The 20,122-nt window shown below is 39.3% G+C and carries 16 protein-coding genes; 10 read left to right on the top strand and 6 right to left on the bottom strand.

All coding sequences use genetic code 11. The features are described 5' to 3' along the window. Positions 1 to 301: 301 nt before the first annotated feature. A complete protein-coding gene (locus tag LVD51_RS14250; RefSeq protein ID WP_236972066.1) occupies positions 302 to 1,279 on the top strand; it encodes a c-type cytochrome in 978 nt (325 codons plus the stop codon). A 909-nt stretch (positions 1,280 to 2,188) separates the two neighbouring features. Here LVD51_RS14250 and LVD51_RS14245 read toward each other — a convergent pair. Together LVD51_RS14245 and LVD51_RS14240 are read right to left on the bottom strand one after the other, a co-directional pair. After that, positions 2,189 to 2,614 (bottom strand): VOC family protein, encoded by a 426-nt coding sequence (locus tag LVD51_RS14245; RefSeq protein WP_236972065.1) that lies wholly within the window; start codon positions 2,612 to 2,614, stop codon positions 2,189 to 2,191. A gap of 99 nt (positions 2,615 to 2,713) precedes the next feature. Then, positions 2,714 to 4,780 (bottom strand): prolyl oligopeptidase family serine peptidase, encoded by a 2,067-nt coding sequence (locus LVD51_RS14240; protein ID WP_236972064.1) that lies wholly within the window; start codon positions 4,778 to 4,780, stop codon positions 2,714 to 2,716. A gap of 133 nt (positions 4,781 to 4,913) precedes the next feature. On the opposite strand from LVD51_RS14240, the gene LVD51_RS14235 reads away from it, so the two are divergent. Further along, positions 4,914 to 5,324 (top strand): VOC family protein, encoded by a 411-nt coding sequence (locus tag LVD51_RS14235; RefSeq protein WP_236972063.1) that lies wholly within the window; start codon positions 4,914 to 4,916, stop codon positions 5,322 to 5,324. A 23-nt stretch (positions 5,325 to 5,347) separates the two neighbouring features. Beyond that, positions 5,348 to 6,352, top strand: a complete 1,005-nt coding sequence (locus LVD51_RS14230; protein ID WP_236972062.1) for a hypothetical protein — start codon at positions 5,348 to 5,350, stop codon at positions 6,350 to 6,352. On the opposite strand, the gene LVD51_RS14225 is transcribed toward LVD51_RS14230, so the two are convergent. The 4 genes from LVD51_RS14225 to LVD51_RS14210 all read right to left on the bottom strand — a co-directional run bounded on the left by LVD51_RS14225 (position 6,330) and on the right by LVD51_RS14210 (position 11,910). Continuing rightward, the gene (locus tag LVD51_RS14225; protein ID WP_236972061.1) at positions 6,330 to 9,482 is read right to left on the bottom strand and encodes a M4 family metallopeptidase; all 3,153 of its coding nucleotides are present in this window, start codon (positions 9,480 to 9,482) and stop codon (positions 6,330 to 6,332) included. The two genes, LVD51_RS14230 and LVD51_RS14225, sit on opposite strands and share 23 nt — an antisense overlap. After that, positions 9,475 to 9,918: a hypothetical protein gene (locus LVD51_RS14220; RefSeq protein WP_236972060.1), complete on the bottom strand. Its 444-nt coding sequence runs from the start codon at positions 9,916 to 9,918 to the stop codon at positions 9,475 to 9,477. The genes LVD51_RS14225 and LVD51_RS14220 overlap by 8 nt, the downstream gene beginning before the upstream one ends. Positions 9,919 to 9,932: 14 nt before the next feature. Beyond that, positions 9,933 to 11,102: an aminotransferase class V-fold PLP-dependent enzyme gene (locus tag LVD51_RS14215; protein WP_236972059.1), complete on the bottom strand. Its 1,170-nt coding sequence runs from the start codon at positions 11,100 to 11,102 to the stop codon at positions 9,933 to 9,935. Between the two features lie 67 nt (positions 11,103 to 11,169). After that, positions 11,170 to 11,910, bottom strand: a complete 741-nt coding sequence (locus LVD51_RS14210) for a shikimate dehydrogenase family protein (RefSeq protein WP_236972058.1) — start codon at positions 11,908 to 11,910, stop codon at positions 11,170 to 11,172. 224 nt (positions 11,911 to 12,134) lie between these two features. On the opposite strand from LVD51_RS14210, the gene miaB reads away from it, so the two are divergent. From miaB to groL, 7 genes are all read left to right on the top strand, one after another. After that, positions 12,135 to 13,562, top strand: a complete 1,428-nt coding sequence (gene miaB / locus LVD51_RS14205) for a tRNA (N6-isopentenyl adenosine(37)-C2)-methylthiotransferase MiaB (protein ID WP_236972057.1) — start codon at positions 12,135 to 12,137, stop codon at positions 13,560 to 13,562. A 2-nt stretch (positions 13,563 to 13,564) separates the two neighbouring features. After that, entirely contained in the window at positions 13,565 to 14,839 is a 1,275-nt protein-coding gene (locus LVD51_RS14200; RefSeq protein WP_236972056.1) for a sigma-54 interaction domain-containing protein, read from the top strand. Next, the gene (lptE, locus tag LVD51_RS14195; RefSeq protein ID WP_236972055.1) at positions 14,826 to 15,419 is read left to right on the top strand and encodes an LPS assembly lipoprotein LptE; all 594 of its coding nucleotides are present in this window, start codon (positions 14,826 to 14,828) and stop codon (positions 15,417 to 15,419) included. The genes LVD51_RS14200 and lptE overlap by 14 nt, the downstream gene beginning before the upstream one ends. A gap of 2 nt (positions 15,420 to 15,421) precedes the next feature. Continuing rightward, entirely contained in the window at positions 15,422 to 17,347 is a 1,926-nt protein-coding gene (locus tag LVD51_RS14190) for a hypothetical protein (RefSeq protein WP_236972054.1), read from the top strand. A 4-nt stretch (positions 17,348 to 17,351) separates the two neighbouring features. Then, positions 17,352 to 17,618: a preprotein translocase subunit SecG gene (secG, locus tag LVD51_RS14185; protein ID WP_236972053.1), complete on the top strand. Its 267-nt coding sequence runs from the start codon at positions 17,352 to 17,354 to the stop codon at positions 17,616 to 17,618. 190 nt (positions 17,619 to 17,808) lie between these two features. Next, positions 17,809 to 18,078 (top strand): co-chaperone GroES, encoded by a 270-nt coding sequence (locus tag LVD51_RS14180; protein WP_236972105.1) that lies wholly within the window; start codon positions 17,809 to 17,811, stop codon positions 18,076 to 18,078. Positions 18,079 to 18,135: 57 nt separating this feature from the next. Continuing rightward, on the top strand, positions 18,136 to 19,782 hold the full coding sequence (gene groL / locus LVD51_RS14175; protein ID WP_236972052.1) for a chaperonin GroEL: 1,647 nt from the start codon (positions 18,136 to 18,138) through the stop codon (positions 19,780 to 19,782). The last annotated feature ends 340 nt before the right edge of the window (positions 19,783 to 20,122 follow it).

The raw sequence follows: 20,122 nt of genomic DNA, 5'->3' as shown, positions 1-20,122 counted from the left end.
TTATAAATTACTTATATATAATCATAATATTTAACTATATATCCCTAATGCATTTATAATTGACTGTAAACTATCGATTTATTTGAATGTTGTTGGGGTCGGATCCATTAAGATGGTCACAAGGTGGAGGTGAACAATCACTTATCCAAATCAATTACAGTCCTATCCTATTTTTATAATATAATATTTTAATTTTTACAAATAATTACCAACCAACAAAACTATATTTATATAAATTTGATTAAATTTATATTTTTAAATATAAAAAACTCTTCCTTCCCCTCATCTTAAATCAATAATTATGAACATTAAACGAATATTATTAATTAGTGTAATGATTTTATTAATAGGATTAGGTGTGGTTTTAAGTTATGTAAAATTAGCACTTCCCAACGTAGGCCCACCAGAAGATATTAAAATTGAAATAACCGATAAGAGATTAGAAAGGGGTGAGTATTTAGCCAATCATGTGACTTTATGTATGGATTGTCACTCTACTCGTGAATGGGATGTATTTAGCGGCCCCCTAAAAGAAGGGAGCAATGGAATGGGAGGAGAAATCTTTAATGAAGATCTAGGCTTCCCTGGAAACTATGTATCTCCCAATATTACACCATTTAATCTAAGTAGTTGGACTGATGGAGAGATCTTTAGAGCGATTACCAGCGGAGTAAATAAGCATGGAAAGGCATTGTTTCCAATCATGCCATATAAAAATTTTGGTCAATTGGCGAGAGAAGATATTTATTCCATTATTGCCTATATCAGGTCATTGCCATCAATAGAAAATACGCCTTCCCCTTCTGTATCTTATTTCCCGTTTAACTTTATTTTAAACACCATACCGACCAAAGGAGAAACTCTGGAAAAAATACCTTCCAAAGAAAATACTGTCGAATATGGCAAGTATATGACTACTGCAGCCGGATGTTATGATTGCCATACCAATCAAAAAGATGGAAAAATAATTGGCGATGACTTTGCCGGCGGATTTGAATTTAAGCTTCTAAGTGGAGGAATCGTTCGATCCTCCAATATTACACCACATGACACAGGAATAAAAAGTTGGTCAGAAAAAGATTTTATTAACCGATTTAAAATATTTCAAGATTCAACTTATCTTCCCCAAAAGGTTGAAGAAGGTGAATTTCAAACCATAATGCCTTGGTCGATGTATGCAGGAATGAAATCAGAGGACTTGGCTGCCATATATGGTTATCTACAAACGCTAGAACCTAAAGAGAATGTGGTAGAAAAGTTTTCAATAGCTGTAAAATAATAAAGGCCTAATACTCAATTGTATTTATACGCATTACAGTTATAATTGATTGAAATTTTTCGTTTTATTATTATAGAGACACGACTAAATGAAGTAGTCTGAAAGTCTACCAAATGCCTTTAATGGGCATTTGATGAAGGAGTAGAAACCTCCGTGTTTCGGGTGGGTTGGCATTGCGACTTTCAATACCGCTAATTGAGAACCCAAGGCATTTGGTATCCCAACATGTTTATTGAGATTGCAATGACTAGAGATTTGTCACACTTTTTGCAATCAGATATTATAGAAGGTTGGTGATATTGTCAATTGATAGCATGTTTCACTTATTCTCATTTGGCAAAAAGTCCGCCAAATCAACCGAGGATTATCCCCTATCAGTGGGTTGGAAACCCACTGATATAACATATCATCCCTTCAGGATGACTGAGCTTAGTTGCCCGTTAGGGCAACCAAATGCCGTAAATCGGCATTTGGCGAAGATGACTGAATGTAGTTGCCCAAAGGATGACTGAATGAAGTTGTCCGGAGGACAACCCAATCCAGTAAATGTGGATTGGATGAAGGAACCGGAGCCACTGTGCTCCGGGTGGGTGAGCCTAGATGAAGGAACCGAGGCCACCGTGCCGAGGCGTGACTGCAACCTCATTCGATAGATTTTTTGCCACCGTGCCGAGGCGTGACTGCCCTGTATATCGTCAGGTTTTTTGCCACTGGCTTCGGTGTGGTATTAATAATACTTCATGTTAATCTTTATTGGCATCAATGGATAAAAATTTCGATTTATGTAAATTATATTTAGACGCAAAATTTTGCGCCTCTACCAAGCGTGATTGCACTGTATATCGCAAGATAAAAGCTGATCAATACAATGGTTGTGATGCCTCGATGCAGAGTAAAAAACCTCTTCCCCTATGCATTCTCAAGAGCTTGAATATCAAACTTTTTCATCGTCATAAACACTTCCATTACCTTTTGGGATTTCAATGGGTCATTCATGAGTTTGGAAAGAATCGTTGGTACAATTTGCCAAGAAACCCCATACTTGTCTTTGAGCCAACCACAATTGCCCTCTACCCCACCATCCGAAGTTAGCTTTGACCAATAGTCATCAATATCTGCTTGGTTTTCACAATCCACAACCAACGAAACAGCTTCATTGAATTTAAAGTTGGGGCCACCGTTTAGTCCCATAAACTTGCTACCATTTAATTCAAAGAGGACTACCATTGGATTTTCATCAATTATTTTGGAATCTTTAAAAATAGAACAATAGAACTTTGCAGCCTCTAGTGCCTGTCCGTCAAACCATAAACAAGGATATATTTTATTTTTCATATGCGTATTTGCTATTAATTATCAATTATTAATTGTTAATCATCAATTAATCATTTGGGTCGACATACAGGACAACCATTAATAATTGACCATTATCAACTATTTATTATCCATTTCCACCCCTCCCGTATGGTAGAAAAAGAATGACCATAAATCCGCCTGTTCATCTAATATCATAGAGGTCGGCTTGCCCGCCCCATGACCGGCATCGGTGTCGATGCGGATTAATACTGGAGCAGATCCAGCTTGAACTTCCTGCAAACGAGCGGCAAACTTAAAACTATGAGCCGGAACTACTCGGTCATCGTGATCCGCTGTAGTAATCATCGTGGCAGGATAAGACTGCCCTTCCTGTAGATTGTGTAACGGAGAATATTTATACAAATAAGCAAACTGTTCCGCGTCATCGCTGCTGCCATACTCCGGCACCCAGCCCCAACCAACGGTAAATTTATGATATCGCAACATATCCAAAACCCCAACACCGGGGAAAGCGACCTGAAACATTTCCGGATGCTGAGTCATACAGGCCCCAACCAATAGCCCACCATTTGATCTTCCAGCGATGGCCAATTTCTCTGTCGAAGTATAGTTTTCTTTCTTTAAATATTCGGCTGCAGCTATGAAATCGTCGAATACATTTTGTTTCTTATCCAACATTCCAGCCTCGTGCCAGGTTTCACCATATTCTCCTCCACCCCTAAGATTGGGCATGGCAAATACACCACCATTTTCCAATAACAAAATTCTTGAAGCTGAAAAACTTGGGGTTAAACTAATATTGAATCCGCCGTAGCCATATAAATATGTAGGTCGTTGACCATCCAATGCCAAGCCCTTTTTGTGAACAATAAACATGGAAACCATTGTCCCATCCAAACTGGGATATGATACCTGCTTCTCCTCATATTCCTCGGGATTAAAAGCCAAATCGCTCTCGAAATACTTCTCAGACTCACCAGACTCCATATCGTATTTGAAAATAGTAGGTGGGTAAATAAAAGAAGTATAGGTATAATAAAATTCCTCATCTTCTTTTTTGCCCCCAAAACCGCCAACCGATCCCGTACCCGGTAGAGAAATCTGCTTTAATTGCTGTCCGTCGTAATCGTATTCGTATATAGAATGAGTGGCCTTCTCTAAAAATTGACCATACAATCTACCCCCTCCAGTCTGTACATTTTCCAATAAAAACTCCGATTCCGGAATCACCTCGCTCCAATGATCCACACCTGGATTGGACACCGGCACTTTAACCAATCGATAGTTTGGCGCATCGACATCGGTCAAAACATAGAAATATCCATCCCGATGGTCTATCACACTATTTTTCTGCTCAAACCCCTGGTATAAAGGAAGAAAATTGGCAGCTATCCCCTCTTTTAGCGGCTTATACCAAGTCTCATAACCATCTGTTCCACTGGCCTTGTACAAAATCAAATAATCTCCATCCTCGGTGACACTGGTATTGTGATACATTCGCGGTTGCTGCTCATCTCTATAGATTAACTGATCTTCACTTTGATCACTGCCTAAGCGATGATAATATACACTGTGAAAACTATTGGCTTTGGACAACTCCGTTCCCGCTTCTGGCTCTGGATATCGACTGTAAAAAAATCCGTCCTTATGCCATGCAGCACCTGAAAATTTCACCCAATTCAACTCATCTTCCAACATCTCACGACTGGCAATATCCATAATTTTAAAGGTTCGCCAATCTGATCCAGCTTCCTGAATGGAGAAAGCCATATATTTATCGTCCTTTGAAATTCCTGCAATTGAGATAGCCGTAGTTCCAGCCTCCGAATAGGTATTGGGATCGAGTAATACCTCTTCCCTACCATTTTCATCGACAATGTAAATAACGGCTTGATTCTGCAATCCATCATTCTTGTAGTATACCAAGGATTTCCCAACCCTTCTTGGAGCCGACAGCTTTGTAAAATTATACAACTCTTCGTATCTATCCCTGAGTTGTTGTCTAAATGGAATTTTATGTAAATAATCGAAAGTTACTTCATTCTGGGCTCTCACCCAAGCTTCCACCTCTTTGGCCGTATCTACTTCTAGCCATCGATAGGGATCGGCGACTTCGGTACCGTGATAATTGTCCACTACATCTTGCTTGACCGTAGTTGGATAAGGCATTACAGTTATTGACATATTTTCATCATTATTTTGACAAGTCATAGTAAAAATACTCGCAAACGTAATCAAAAAAAGGTTAATGCGACTCATGATTCAAATTTGTTGGATGAAAGAAAATGACTAAATTGCTACACGTAAAAATAAGTAAATGAAACGAGTAACCGGTATTGGTGGCATTTTTTTTAAATGCAAAGACGTAGATAAAGTTAAAGCCTGGTACGAAAAACACCTCGGACTCATCATGGATGATTACGGCAGTCTTTTTGTCAGTGACTCCCATGATCAGCAAAGTAAACAATATCTACAATGGAGCCCATTCCCGGAGAACACTACCTACTTTCAACCTTCCGATCAATCTTATATGATCAATTATAGAGTGGCTGATCTTACCGCCTTAGTGGACATTCTTCGAGCTGAAAAAGTAACAATATTAGATGAAATTCAGAGCTTTGACTACGGCAAATTTGTCCATATTTTGGATATAGAGGGGCGTAAAATTGAACTATGGGAACCCAACGATGAGACTTTTAACGATCCGTCTTATTCCAAAACCACTTAGGGCCAGCCATCCCCATTTTCACCATGACATTTTTCAACCATACCATAAAGCCATACATAGGACTAGCCCCACAATGTATACGACAATACCACTATACATTATCGACTATAAGGCAAGCAAATGCAACCTTAAACATTGCTTCTCCATCAGACCGAAAGGTATTATACCGCAAAAAACACAGTCTTTTCTATGGTTGTCTAGTGCCCAATGTTTTACACCATTGCCTGGCGACAATTCACCGCATACCATTGCCATCTATTCGGGAAACAGCTACCCTACAAGCCCTGATTACTGGAGTATATGATGACTTAATCGATGATTACCATTACAATATTGAAGATATAAATCGAATCCTATTTCATTCTTCTCCCCTTGTAAAAGATGAGATCGCGCTGGCTCAGTATTGTCGATATTTATTTCACAACATCCAATGTAAAGCGGCCAATCCCGATCTATTACAAAAAATAACTCCTCTATTAATTCTCGCACAAGAAAGAAGTAAGCTTCAAAATCAGTCCTCCCTTGGATTAGAAGAAATTTTATCAATCACTTATGAAAAAGGAGGCTATGCCATGTTATTTTACCGATCTGCCATCTTACCTGTCTGCCACCCTGTAGAACATGATTTCCTCTATGCTTTAGGTGGCCTAATGCAAATGACGAACGACATCAACGACGCCCTCAAGGACAGGTTAAACCACAGCAGTACCCTGATGACATCGGATTTAAGTCTCTCCAAAATTACCGATCTATTTTGGGAAAAAATCCGTGATGTCAACCATCTGTGGTGGCTATTCAAAGAGGAAGACGGCAATCCCTACCTCGCAAGAATAAGGATTATTCTCATTCGATCTTTAATCACACTGGAATTATACGGTCATCATACCTCAAAAGAATACAGGTTTGATATTGATGACATTCCTCAAAAAACCATTATTCAGAGCCTCCGTATCCCAATATATCCGAAATTATGGTTTAAATACGACCGCAAATTGCGTCAACTTTTTAGTGAAAAACCAGTTTTTTAAGGTATTGCACTTGTTTATTATCCACTATTTGTACGGCATATATCCCCGGTGACAAGGAAGGAAGGTTCAATCGTGCATTGGTCACCGATACTTCCCATTCTCGTTGATAAACTATTCGTCCTTGCACATCTCTGATTTCAACCGATTGGATCTCTAAACTGGGCAATTTTGATTGCAAATTTATATACTCTATCGCCGGATTGGGGTACAATTCAAATGCAACATCTGCGTCGCCCCATGGCAAGTCACTATTGTTGGTCAATATCAGAGATCTACTTCCATTGGCAAAGGGTACAGCCCATTGATGTTCTTCCAAAAGTACGAAATCCGCTACCGTCTGGCTCATGGCGTCATCGGACATTCTAAATCCATGTACATCTAGCTTCGTAGTAGAACCAGATTGGATTTCATTAAACAGAATATATCGATCATCCTTTGTGTAGGTGGGATACATAATGGTATTGCCCTTGTAAATAAGCTGGGCCAGACCAGTTGAGATATTGGCCGTACCGATATAATATTCATCGTTTTCGAAATCTACATAATCGAAGGCGATCACATTGACATGATTTTTGGCAAAAGTGGGATTACCTACGCTGAGATCTTGATCCAAATTTTGAAAAACTTTCTCCACTCGACCATCTTCTATTAATTGATCAGATGCTCGATCAAAAACTTGAATCAATCCAATATCCCAATAAGTGGCGTTCTCAATACTAAAGACACCGCTTACTTCATTGAAAGCATCATATAATAGATATTCACCGGAATGATCAAACTCCATGGCATCGGCATATTGAACGTTGTCGGTGGTAAAGAAATCTGAAGAAGTTGTAGGATTGTATAATTCAACAACCTTTACCTCCCCTGTTTTTCGATCTAATATATAAATATTGGCATCGATCACACTCTGAGTGGTTATGGCAATTAATCTCCCATCCCTAGACACTACGGCGTTGCGCCAAATAGTTTGTGGATTGGATTCCAAGAAATCGATTGAGATGGTCAAATTGTCCCAATCCACATCCATTATTTTAATCCGATTACTATTATCCACATAAACGGCAAAACTTCCATCATCAGTAATCGATGGTCTCGAAAACACACTCTCTATTCCTTGAATTGGAGAAACATTTCCCTCACTTAAATCGGCAAGAATCATGCTTGTTTTCGCATCTCCCACTGCCAGCATTCGACTGATTCCAGGATTTTCTGTTAAAACCTCTACTATTGTTTCACTTCCCGGATCGGTTTCCACCACAATCCCCACGGCATCAAAAGCATTTACGCATGCATTGTATTCTGATGACGAAATACCATATTGCTTTTCTGCCTCGGCAAGGACACTAATTCTTAAATCTTTAAAGTCCGATCGAGGTGTCATATAATTGATCAAAACTTCAAAATAAATTTTCTCTGCTTTCTCTTTCCCTATGTTTTCCGCAATAAGATAAAAGGCGTGATTGGGAATACCGCTATTGATGTGAACTCCTCCTTCATCTAAATCTCCGAAATACTGCTCATTGACGTGCTTGGGTTGCCAACCACCATCACCCAATCTACTTCCCCCATTGTTGGGATCACTCAAATCCCTCAAGGCTTGAGTTTTAAACAAAGAGGTATTCACCACATCTTCCCCTAAGGTATAATCATCTCGATCGATCAACACGGCAAATACATCAGCAAAAGACTCGTTTAAGGCTCCGGATTCTCCTACATATCTCAAATTAGCTGTAGATTGAATTACTCCATGGGTCAATTCATGAGCCCCTACGTCCAATGATCGGGCCAATGGAGAATGAAAATCGGTATTGCCATTGCCGTAGTATATGGATGATCCATTCCAGAATGCATTATCCATTTCCAAATTGTCTTCATCTCTAATATCTACAATGGAAATAATATTTCCTCCACTGCCATCAATAGAATTAAATCCAAATGTTTCCAAAAAATAACGGTAACTCAGTATAGCATTGACCTGAGCGGAAACACCTGCTGGTTCATTAAACGTATTGGTATTACTCGAAAAGAAATACAATCCGAAGTCATCATCATCGAAACTCTTATTTCTTCCATCAACTGAGATAATAGCACCTCGAGGGGATGATGGCATATCTGAATTTTCTGCATCGAACATATATTCACTGGCATCCAATAAGTAATATGTACCATCTTCTTCCCATACCGGCAAATTATAAGTTACACCGTTGAGGTCCGTCCCCAATCCGATCTCATTGGCTAGAATAGAAACCGAACTTTCAGTCTTGGAAACTTGAGATTTGGCGACTGCTTTATCGTGAGCAGAGATCTCATGGAAATCGTTGTGGATATGACATACAATATTGTTTTTCTCTAAAACCTCACCTGTTTCAGCATCGGCGATGACGTGGTATCGATGATGTAAGTCTTTGATATAATCTACTACATAAGCTAAGTGAATGTGTCCAGCTTCATCGTAATACCATTGCAGATCTGCCGATTGAAGTCCAGTGGACAATCCCATGTCACCGTTATCCTTATATACTTTTAACCCCAGAACGGAGGTCATTCTAGAGGTCAATTCTTCAATAGCCATCACTTTGAGCTTTGAAAGATCCACTTCAATTTCGGGAAACATTGTACTATTGACCAAGATCTTATCTTTTAGTCTATGTATTTTTACGGGAGAATCGTATATGGGGTAACCTGCATAAGACTGTGTGTAAGTTTGATGAGATTCATCCTGCCTCAATTCTACACCGGATTCTTCAACCCCAACTAATGTATGGTTGGGCTCACTTTTTTGCGTTAGACTTTGCCATAGTGAATTTATATCATTTTGGGAACGCAGCTCTATCGAATTTGGCCATTCCGTCCATTGTGGTAGACCATACCGTCCTACTTTTTTCACAATATAATCGTCGCTATCCATATTCCTTACTTGAAATACTGGAGCCACTGTCTGTCGACTGACCACTTGGCGTCCTGGGTTTTCGACATAGGCTGGCAATTTCTCAAAATCAACTTTTAATTCTACGACTTGCGCAGTATCGGCATCAGGTCTATTTTCAAGGACAGTTTTCCATTGCCCATAGGAGAAATTAATGCTGCCTATTAGAAAAAAACTCAATAGTAAAAATATCTTATTCATTGATTAATTGCTTAAAATTATTATAAATCAACTGCGCATTGGGCGCATCTTCCTTACTCTGCCACAACCATTTATAAGTGGCTTGGGCGGTATGATACTCTATCAATTTAAACACATTTCCCGGTTGAGCTACCTGATGGTTAATCATATTCAACGCATGGATATTGGATACTATTTGAGCAAAAACATCCTTTGAGACTTTCTTAATATATTCTGGTGGCTGATGAATATTGTTGGAATAATACACTTGTCCACTAGGCAGCATATAATACTGGCGAATTTGTCCAGTAAATCCTCCTCCATCACCAAAAACCAAAAACTGTTGATGATCGCTCAACAGAAATGGCTGGGGCGCACATGAAGTCACCATAATCCAAGGAAAAATTAATCCCCAGAGGGATACCTTAATATATTTCAACATTGACTTTCTAATCATTGGCCTGTTTAAAATTAATATACTGTTGCACTATATTGATTGATGGCCTCGGCCAATGCTTCCATATCTTCTACAGTATTATATAAATGGGGTGCTATTCTAATGTATCCCCCTCTTGTGGTAATCATAATATTCTTTTGGCGCAATTCTTCTACAACTGCTTCGGGTTTGGGGTGATAGATCGACAATATAGAAGAAAAATCCCTATTCGGCCAAATCAAAGGCTTAAAATCTCTATGATTAAGTTGATCTAAAAAGATTTTCTGTAGTTCTTCATTGTGTTTGGCGACATCATTCATGTCCAATTTCGAATAAATATCTTTTAAAATCACATTGAGCCCTGCAATTGAATAAATTGAAGATGTGGAGTATTCAAATTTTTTGGCCGTGGGTTGGAGGCTCCAACTATGGTCCAAATAATCAAAGGATTGTCTCATCGATTCAGCGCCTACAACACTGGGTTCAACGTATTGCATTAGTTTTTTACTGATATAGAAAAAGGCTGATCCCACTGGTCCCATCATCCATTTCCACCCCGATCCCGCCATAGCAGAGATGTTGTACTTTTCTACATCTAAGGGCAGGGCACCTAAACTTTGAGCGGCATCAACCACAAGAAAGATATTTCTTTCCTTGCAAAATTCTCCCAACTTCATCAAGTCCGCTCTGTAGCCACTGACAAATTGTACATGGCTTAAACAAATAAATTTGGTTTTTTTCCCCACCAGAGACTCCACCTCATCCCACGACCAACTGCCTGGCATGGTATCAGGTATTGAGGAAAAATTCTGAACATTCTTCACTTGCTTGACCACCACACCATCTTGTTCCAGTCTTTTCCACGGATAGAAATTGGCTGGATATTCGTGTTCATAAGTAATGATTTCATCACCCGGTTCAAAAGGGAAACCATTGGCAATTATAGACATGGCTTCAGTAGTATTGCGAACAGCAGCCACGGTATCGGATGGAGCACCGATAAAATTGGAGAACAATTCCTTAAACAGGTCGAGCTCTTGGGTATAATGATCGATAAATAGTCGGTCCCCAAATTGGCTATGAGTTTCCATCAATTCCACCATTCTGTCTTTCGCTGGGGCATAGAGGGGAGAAATACCACAATGAGCTAGGTATCTGTAATTCTTATTTATTGGAAAATTTTCAGTAGAAATTTGCAATTTCATTTTAACTAATTTTAAAATTTCATTCTATAAAACACTAATTGTACAATGCTTTTAATTGAAAAGTGTTTTACAAAACTTCATTCCATATTTGCCATGAGGCCTCGGCTTGGGCGACCAACATGTCGTATCCATTCTTGACAGAAGCACCTTGTTCTCTGCCTTTAATCATAAATGTAGTCTCTGCTGGATTGTATACCAAATCGTAGAGACAGTGGTCCTCGGTCAACAAGTCATAATTCAAATTAGGTGCTGTTTCCACTTTGGGGTACATACCCAAGGGCGTAGTATTGACGATTAACAGATGATCTCGCAATACTTCAGCTGTCAATTCTTCATAGGATAGAGCTCCAGCTTGCCCGCTACTACTGACCATGTAATAGGGAATTTGGTGTTTTTCTAGCACGTACTTCACCGCTTTACTCGCGCCCCCTGTGCCCAGTACCAAGGCTTTGGATTGGACACAGGTTGGTTTCCACGCCATCAGGGTTTGCTCGAACCCAATGACGTCGGTGTTGTAACCTTTTAATTTGCCATCGAATCGCTGAACGGTATTGACAGCGCCAATAGCTTCTGAGGTTACATCCAATTCATCTAAAAATGGAATCACCGCTTGTTTATAGGGGATAGTGACATTAAATCCTATTATACTGGGATTGTCAGCTAAGGCCTGAGGTAATTTTTTAATATCATCTAACTCCAATGTGGAATAATCAAAACCTTGAATACCTTCTGTCTCAAATTTATTCTGGAAATAACTAGGTGAAAAAGTATGTCCCAACTTTTTGCCTAAAAGAACTAAATTTTTCATAATCTATTTATAATTAACTATAATCAACATTGCACAAAATCGTCAATACCGTTTTTTGTTGAAAAAAATAATTTTAATCATTGTTATAAGAATTAGCCCAGGGTAGAAATAACCCTTGGATATATCCTTATTTTGGCTACATCTGACAAAATGTCACAAATATATTTTATCTTTGTACGGCCAAAACACAACCATTGTTAGGACTGTAAAAGTATACATTTCATATGACTGAACAAGTAAAAGAATTGAATTCCAGAGTAATGTTATCGGATGATAGACAGGGTGAGGTCTTTCCAGAAATAGGAACAGACAAGAATTTTAAGAAATCATTTTATATTGAGAGTTATGGCTGTCAAATGAATTTTAGCGACAGCGAAATAGTCGCCTCTATATTACAAGGCCAAGGATACGGGCCGACAAAAGAAATATCAGAAGCAGATTTACTTTTGATCAACACCTGTTCTATTCGCGAAAAAGCGGAGGATACGGTTCGCAAAAGACTGAGAATATTTGATAAACACAAACGCCAACGCCCAGGCACTTTAGTCGGAGTATTGGGTTGTATGGCAGAGCGTTTAAAAGCCAAATTCTTGGAAGAAGAGCGATTGGTAGATATGGTTGTCGGACCAGATGCTTACAGGGATCTACCCGCATTAATAGCTCAAGCCGACGATGGGGACAAGGGAGTCAATGTGTTTTTATCGAGAGAGGAAACCTATGCCGACATCGCACCAATTCGACTGAATTCCAACGGAGTCACTGCATTGATCTCCATCATGAGGGGCTGCAACAATATGTGTTCATTCTGTGTAGTGCCCTATACTAGAGGACGAGAGCGCAGTAGAGATCCTTTCAGCGTCGTGGCTGAAGCGAGGGACTTGTTTGAAAACGGATACAAGGAAGTTACTTTATTGGGACAAAATGTAGACAGTTACCGATGGGAAAGTCCGGATAAAGAATTCGAAGTTTCCTTTGCCAAATTGATGACCATGGTAGCCGACATTCATCCCGATTTACGGGTCCGATTTAGTACGTCTCACCCTAAGGACATCACTGATGAAGTATTATATGCCATTAGGGATTACGAAAACATATGCAACTATATCCACCTTCCGTTGCAATCGGGCAACAGTCGAATATTGGAATTGATGAATCGAACATATGACAGAGAATGGTATCAAAATAAGATTGATCGCATCTATGAGATAATTCCGGATTGTGCCATCAGTTCTGATATGATCACAGGATTTTGCTCAGAGACCGAGGAAGAGCATCAAGATACCTTGACCATGATGGATTATGCACAATACTGCTTATCCTATATGTTTTATTACTCAGAAAGACCGGGAACATTAGCCGCCAAAAAGTATGCTGATGACATCCCTCTTGAGGCCAAGAAAAGAAGGCTCAGCGAAATCATTGACAAACAACACAGTATTTCATACGATCGAAATCAACAAGATATAGGCAAGACCTATCGAGTATTGATTGAAGGCATTTCCAAAAAATCGGCTGATGATTACAAAGGAAGAAATTCTCAAAACACAATGATAGTTTTTCCCAAAATGGAAGGAATTGAAGTCGGGGACTATGTCAATGTCTTCGTAGAAGAAGCCACAAGTGCTACCCTCATAGGAAAGATAGTATCATAAGTATGAGCACATTACAAGGTATAAAAAGTAGGTACGGTATTATAGGCAATTCCGAGGGATTAAACGATGCCCTCGAAAAAGCTATGCGTGTAGCCAACACCGACCTCACTGTACTCATCACTGGAGAAAGTGGTGTGGGAAAGGAAGTAATATCCAAAATCATTCATCAACAAAGTCCCAGAAAACACAATCCTTTCATAGCCATCAACTGCGGGGCCATTCCCGAAGGAACAATTAATTCTGAATTATTTGGTCATGATAAGGGCTCATTTACTGGAGCCACAGCGGATAGAAAGGGGTATTTTGAGACCGTCAATGGGGGGACAATCTTTCTGGATGAAATTGGAGAGATGCCATCTGACACACAATCCTATTTGCTTAGAGTGTTGGAATCTGGTGAATTTTTAAGGGTGGGATCTTCAAAAGTACTACACACCGATGTCAGGGTCATTGCCGCCACCAATGTAGACTTATTGACCAATGTAGAATCTGGAAAATTTAGGAGAGATCTCTACTATCGTCTCAATACTGTGCCCATCAAGGTACCTGCCTTGAGAGAACGCAAGGACGACACTTGGATGCTGTTTAGAAAATTTAGTCTCGACATTGCCGAGAAGTATAGAATAGACCCGATATCCTTGACTCCAGAAGCTCGAACTCTGTTGATGAGATATCAATGGCCGGGCAATATTCGAGAACTCAAAAATATTGCCGAACAATTATCCATCATGTCTGAACGACGCACGGTTGATGGTGAAGATCTATTGAAGGTATTACCTCAACTCAACGAACGTTTTCTTCCGGCGACAACTACTCAAAAATCGGGTGGAGATCAATTTCAAGAAAGAGAAATCCTTTACAAGTTGTTGTTTGACATGAAATCCGACCTCAATGAATTGAAATCATTGGTATTTGGATTGATCAAGGAAAATAAATTAGACATTCCCGAAGGAAATAAAATATTGCAATTACCTGCCGGCCATAATGAAAATAAAACCGAACAATGGGAAACCCTGTCTTCGAAACACGAACACAAAGTGGCCGATATATATCCGCCTCGGGAATCCAAAAATCCGATAATCATACATAAAGAAGATCACGATTATTTTGATTCTGCAGAAACTGTAGAAGAAAATTTATCGTTGGAACATATGGAGAAAGAATTGATTCGCAAGGCCTTAAAGAAGCACCAAGGCAAACGCAAGGATGCTTCAGAAGAACTCGGTATTTCGGAGCGAACCTTGTATCGTAAAATCAAACAATATGAATTGGAATAAAAGCAAAGACCAAAACAAGACGACTATTCGTCCGAATACTGTGGGGAATATAAATCTCAATAAATTATTGAGATCACTACCTTTCATTGCTGTGATGATGGTCTTCGTCTTCAATAGTTGTCTCATCAGTTGTTATTCTTTCAAGGGTGTCAGTATCCCCCAAGAAGTAAATACATTTTATATTCCCGATTTCAAAATTAGCAATCGCGCCCTAAAAGCTCCTCGAGAATTGGGGGTTCAGTTTGCCGATCAATTGAAACAACAAATATTACGCGAGTCGAGATTGGCATTTTCCGAAGAAAATCCCGATATTGAGTTTTCTGGTGAAATCAATCGATTTGCCATTGTATCCGTAGCGCCCCAGCCCGATGAAACTACGGCTTTTAGTCGACTGGATATTTCCATTAAAGTCAATTATAAGGATCATCGAGACGAAGAAAACGATTGGGAAAAAACTTTTTCCGATTTTAGAAATTTTGACAGAAGTGAAAACTTTTTAGATGTTCAAGATGGGTTAGTAGATCAAATTTTTGAACAAATTGGCGAGGATATTTTTAATCAAACTTTTTCTAACTGGTAGCTATGATTCAACCTTATTATTATTATTTGGAACGACCAGATCGCATAAAAGAGATAGACTATGAAGACCTATTGCTCTACATGGAAGATCGTCCTGCATGGTCGGAAATAAAGTTACTGGCTGCATTAAAACAGAAATATACCTATGGCAATATCGATCAAGAATTGATTCACCACTTGATCAGCACTACCAATGATAAAAACATTCTCAATAGATATTTGGCCATTATAGAAAGCTTTCCATCAAAGCCTGAATCCTCTATGGAATCTGATGCCAAAACCATATCCCTCGATTTAGAATCCATGTCTGATGTCACTGAAGTCAGCGTAGACGACAACCTGGTGGAAAGAATCGAAGAGGTAAATGAAACGGCAGATCACTCCTCCACAGATATTGATGACACTGAAGAATTCATTGCCGATAAAATGGAAACCGAGTCCGATAAGACCATCTTTGTCGACGATCATATGTCCGAGGTTGGGGAAGATAAATTGGATACTGGGGAAAATGTGGATACTGCGGGGAATGTAGATACTGAGGGGAATACATCAGAAATGGAAGAAGAAGAATCCCCTTATTATAATATAGACCATACCGATGACTCGACAATAGATAGTAATGAGATCAATAGCGAAGATTTTGATCATTATCCGGAAGAAGACATTAATAATTATTTGGGGATGGAAGATCAAGATGGTTTTCCCGAATCTTCTGATCCTGAAATAATGGCTTCCGAAGTTGAGACATGGACAGGTTTTGAAGACGAGACTGAGGACAAAACCGACGACGATAGCGAAGTTCCCGCTGACACAACAGTCGTGGATGAATCTGCTTCATTGTCAGTATTTGACCGTAATGAGACTGACATTGAAGAGAGCGATGAAGCCGTTTATATCGATGATTTAGCGCATTTAATACCTGGCACCATTGAATTGACAGGGAATATAATAGAGGATATGGGGATAGAAAAAACCGACGACATGGAAAAATTTGAAAATGAAGGCGATGAAATCACTGCCCCTGATTTGAGAATTGAATATATGGCTAAAGCGAATAACGAATTAACGGAGGAAGGGAATATGGATACGGAACCAGACCTATATAGCAATGAGGACAGAAATGGGGTTGAAAAAGAAAGTATAGACACCAGCGAATATGCAGGGGAATACGCAATATCCGATGACATAGAGGGATTTGACTACCACATCGATCCAGAAGAAAGTGTAACTGTGGAGGACGAATCTGTAAGCTCCGAGAGTCAATATGAATCATCGGAATCAATGGACGACCAGTACAGCGAAGTATCCAAAATGGCAGAGGAGGACATAAATTTAGAAAATCCATTGATGATTGGCGCAAGAGATTTTGAAGAAATTGAGGATAATGAGGATAGCGATGGTAGTGAAGATGACATCGAAGATGGATACGCCGAAGAATCTGAAATCAATCCAGTGGTCGACAATGTAATCAGTCTTCATTCCAAGGTCGATACAGAGGATGCAGAAGATACAGGAGATACAGAGGATACAGAGGATCCTGAAAAAAGGAAAAAAACTAGATTTGAAAAAATTGCAGCAAAGAGAAGAAAAGAAATAGATAAAACAAACCAAGATATGGTAGTCGATTTTAAAACCTGGTTGTCGACTTTATCTGAAAATCCCGAAACGGCCAAAGAGTGGAAGGTCAAAAAGAAAAAGGTCAAAAAATCCAAGATTAGCAGAAAAAAATTGTCTAAAGCGGAGAAACTTGCAGCGGAAAGTGTACAGGTCAACGATGAAGTTGTGAGTGAAACATTGGCCAAATTATATGTTAAGCAGGGACTTATCGACCGTGCTCAAGCCATGTACGAAAAGTTAAGTTTGAAATATCCAGAAAAAAGTATTTACTTTGCAGCGAAATTAAAAGAATTAGCAGACAAAAAAAGTTAAAGATATGGTAACTGCACTAACAATACTAATCGCCATCATAAGCGTACTACTCATGTTGGTCATCTTGATACAAAACCCCAAAGGCGGTGGAGTTGATTCTACATTAGGAGGTCAAGGAGCCAACCAATTGTTTGGAGCTTCAAAGAGTACCAATTTGGTAGAGAAGGCTACTTGGGGATTGGCCATCGTATTGGTGGTACTATGTATCCTTACGACGATTGTCATCAGTAATACAACAGGAGATACCGGAATCCAATTGCTTTCGGAATAAGGAAGGCGATAATAGAAAATAAATGTCAAAATGTCTTTGCTCTCTGGGTAAAGGCATTTTTTTTTGATGATACCTGCATAAATTTCCGTTCTATTGACAGAATGACATATATGTCTCAATTGGCATCAAACGTGCAATAACCATCATTGAATTTAAATTATTTTTTAACAAAAAAAATATAGCTAACATGATGAAGCCAATCAACGACAGAGTAGTTGTAAAACCTGCTCCCGCTGATGAAAAAACCAAAGGAGGAATCATAATTCCCGATACTGCCAAAGAAAAACCACAACGTGGTGAGATAGTGGCTGTAGGTCCTGGAAAGGATGGTAATTTAATGACTGTTAAAGAAGGAGATATTGTTCTGTATGGCAAATACGCTGGACAGGAGATCTCTTGGGGTGGATCTGACTATCTAATCATGAGAGAAGATGATGTTCTCGTGATCTTAGAAGATTAACATCCAAACATTTAGAAGTATTAAATACAATTTGTAAAATCTTAAAATTCTAAAAAAATGGCTAAAGAAATTAGCTTTAATATTGATGCTAGAAATAAACTTAAGGCTGGAGTAGATGCTTTGGCTAATGCAGTTAAAGTAACCCTAGGACCAAAAGGTCGAAATGTAGTAATTCAAAAATCATTTGGCGCACCTGCCATCACTAAGGATGGTGTTACAGTAGCTAGAGAGATTGAATTGGAAGATGCAGTAGAGAACATGGGAGCACAAATGGTAAAAGAAGTAGCTTCCAAAACCGCTGATATTGCTGGTGATGGTACGACTACAGCTACCGTATTGGCTCAAGCTATGATCCAAGCTGGAATGAAAAACGTAACGGCTGGTGCTAACCCAATGGACCTTAAAAGAGGAATCGACAAAGCAGTTGCTGCTATTATCGAAGATCTTAAAGGACAATCTGAAATCATCGACAACGATTTCGAAAAAGTACGTCAAGTTGCGGCAATCTCTGCCAACAACGACAACCAAATCGGTGAATTGATCGCTGATGCCATGAAAAGAGTAACCAAAGACGGTGTAATCACTGTTGAAGAGTCTAAAGGAACAGAGACTTATGTGGACGAAGTTATCGGTATGCAGTTTGACAGAGGATATTTGTCTCCATACTTTGTAACCGACACTGAGAGCATGATTGCTGGATACGAGAATCCATTGATCTTGATCCACGACAAAAAAATCTCCAACATGCAAGAGATCCTTCCGATCTTGGAAAAAGCTGTTGGTGCAGGTAGACCATTGTTGATCATTGCTGAAGATATCGATAGCCAAGCATTGGGTGTATTGGTAGTAAACAGATTGCGTGCTCAATTGAAAGTAGTTGCTGTTAAAGCTCCTGGTTTTGGTGACAGAAGAAAAGCAATGTTGGAAGACATCGCCGTATTGACTGGAGGAACAGTAATCAGCGAAGAAAAAGGGTACAAATTGGAGAACACCGAATTGGAACACCTAGGTAACGCAGAAAAAATTGAAGTAGACAAAGATACTACCATCATTGTCAATGGTAAAGGTGATGCAGATCAGATTCAATCTAGAATCAACCAGATCAAACAACAAATCGAAACCACTACTTCTGACTACGATAGAGAAAAACTTCAAGAAAGATTGGCCAAATTGGCAGGTGGTGTAGCTGTATTGTATGTAGGTGCAGCCACTGAAGTGGAAATGAAGGAGAAAAAAGACCGTGTGGATGATGCACTTCACGCTACTCGAGCAGCAGTAGAAGAAGGTATCGTTGCTGGTGGTGGTGTAGCATTGGTAAGAGCCATCTCTGCATTGAAAGATGTAGTAGGTGACAACGAAGACCAAAACATCGGTATCCAAATCGTTAGAAAATCATTGGAAGCACCTTTGAGAGCTATTGCCAACAATGCAGGTGTAGAGGGATCAGTCGTTCTTCAGAAAGTATTGGAATCAACTGGTTCTAATGGTTACAATGCCCGTACAGACGAGTATGTAGACTTGAAGAAAGCTGGTGTTATCGATCCGACTAAAGTAACTAGAATTGCCTTGGAAAATGCAGCTTCTATCTCTGGTATGATCTTAACTACAGAGTGTGTAGTAAGTGACAAACCTGAGAAAAACGAAGGTGGTGCTCCAGGAGGAATGCCAGGTGGAATGCCAGGTGGAATGGGAGGTATGATGTAATCAGACTTCTTATACGGAATACATTTATAATTAACGGGAATCTTTTCCGTCATAATAAAATGTATTTCGTAATAATCACAACATATATAAAAGGTCAGAATCTGAAATGGAATCTGACCTTTTTTTTATTTAAATCAGATCGGTTTATGGATTAGAATACTCAGTCGTGGCTTAAATATTGTAAATTGAGACATATTATTATGTTTTTGATAGCGATAATTTAACTTACTATTACCAATAATGATGCGTCGTCATGCCGCAGGGGGCATGACTTCTCTCATCCGGCTTACCCACCCAAAGCCAGTGGCTTTGGTGCCTTCGTCATTGGTAGATTGACTAC

Source organism: Membranihabitans marinus, from assembly GCF_021729155.1.
In the GTDB taxonomy this organism is placed as follows: domain Bacteria; phylum Bacteroidota; class Bacteroidia; order Chitinophagales; family Saprospiraceae; genus Membranihabitans; species Membranihabitans marinus.
The sequence above is the reverse complement of the archived record's forward strand: the minus strand, read 5'-3'. Positions and strand labels throughout refer to the sequence as shown.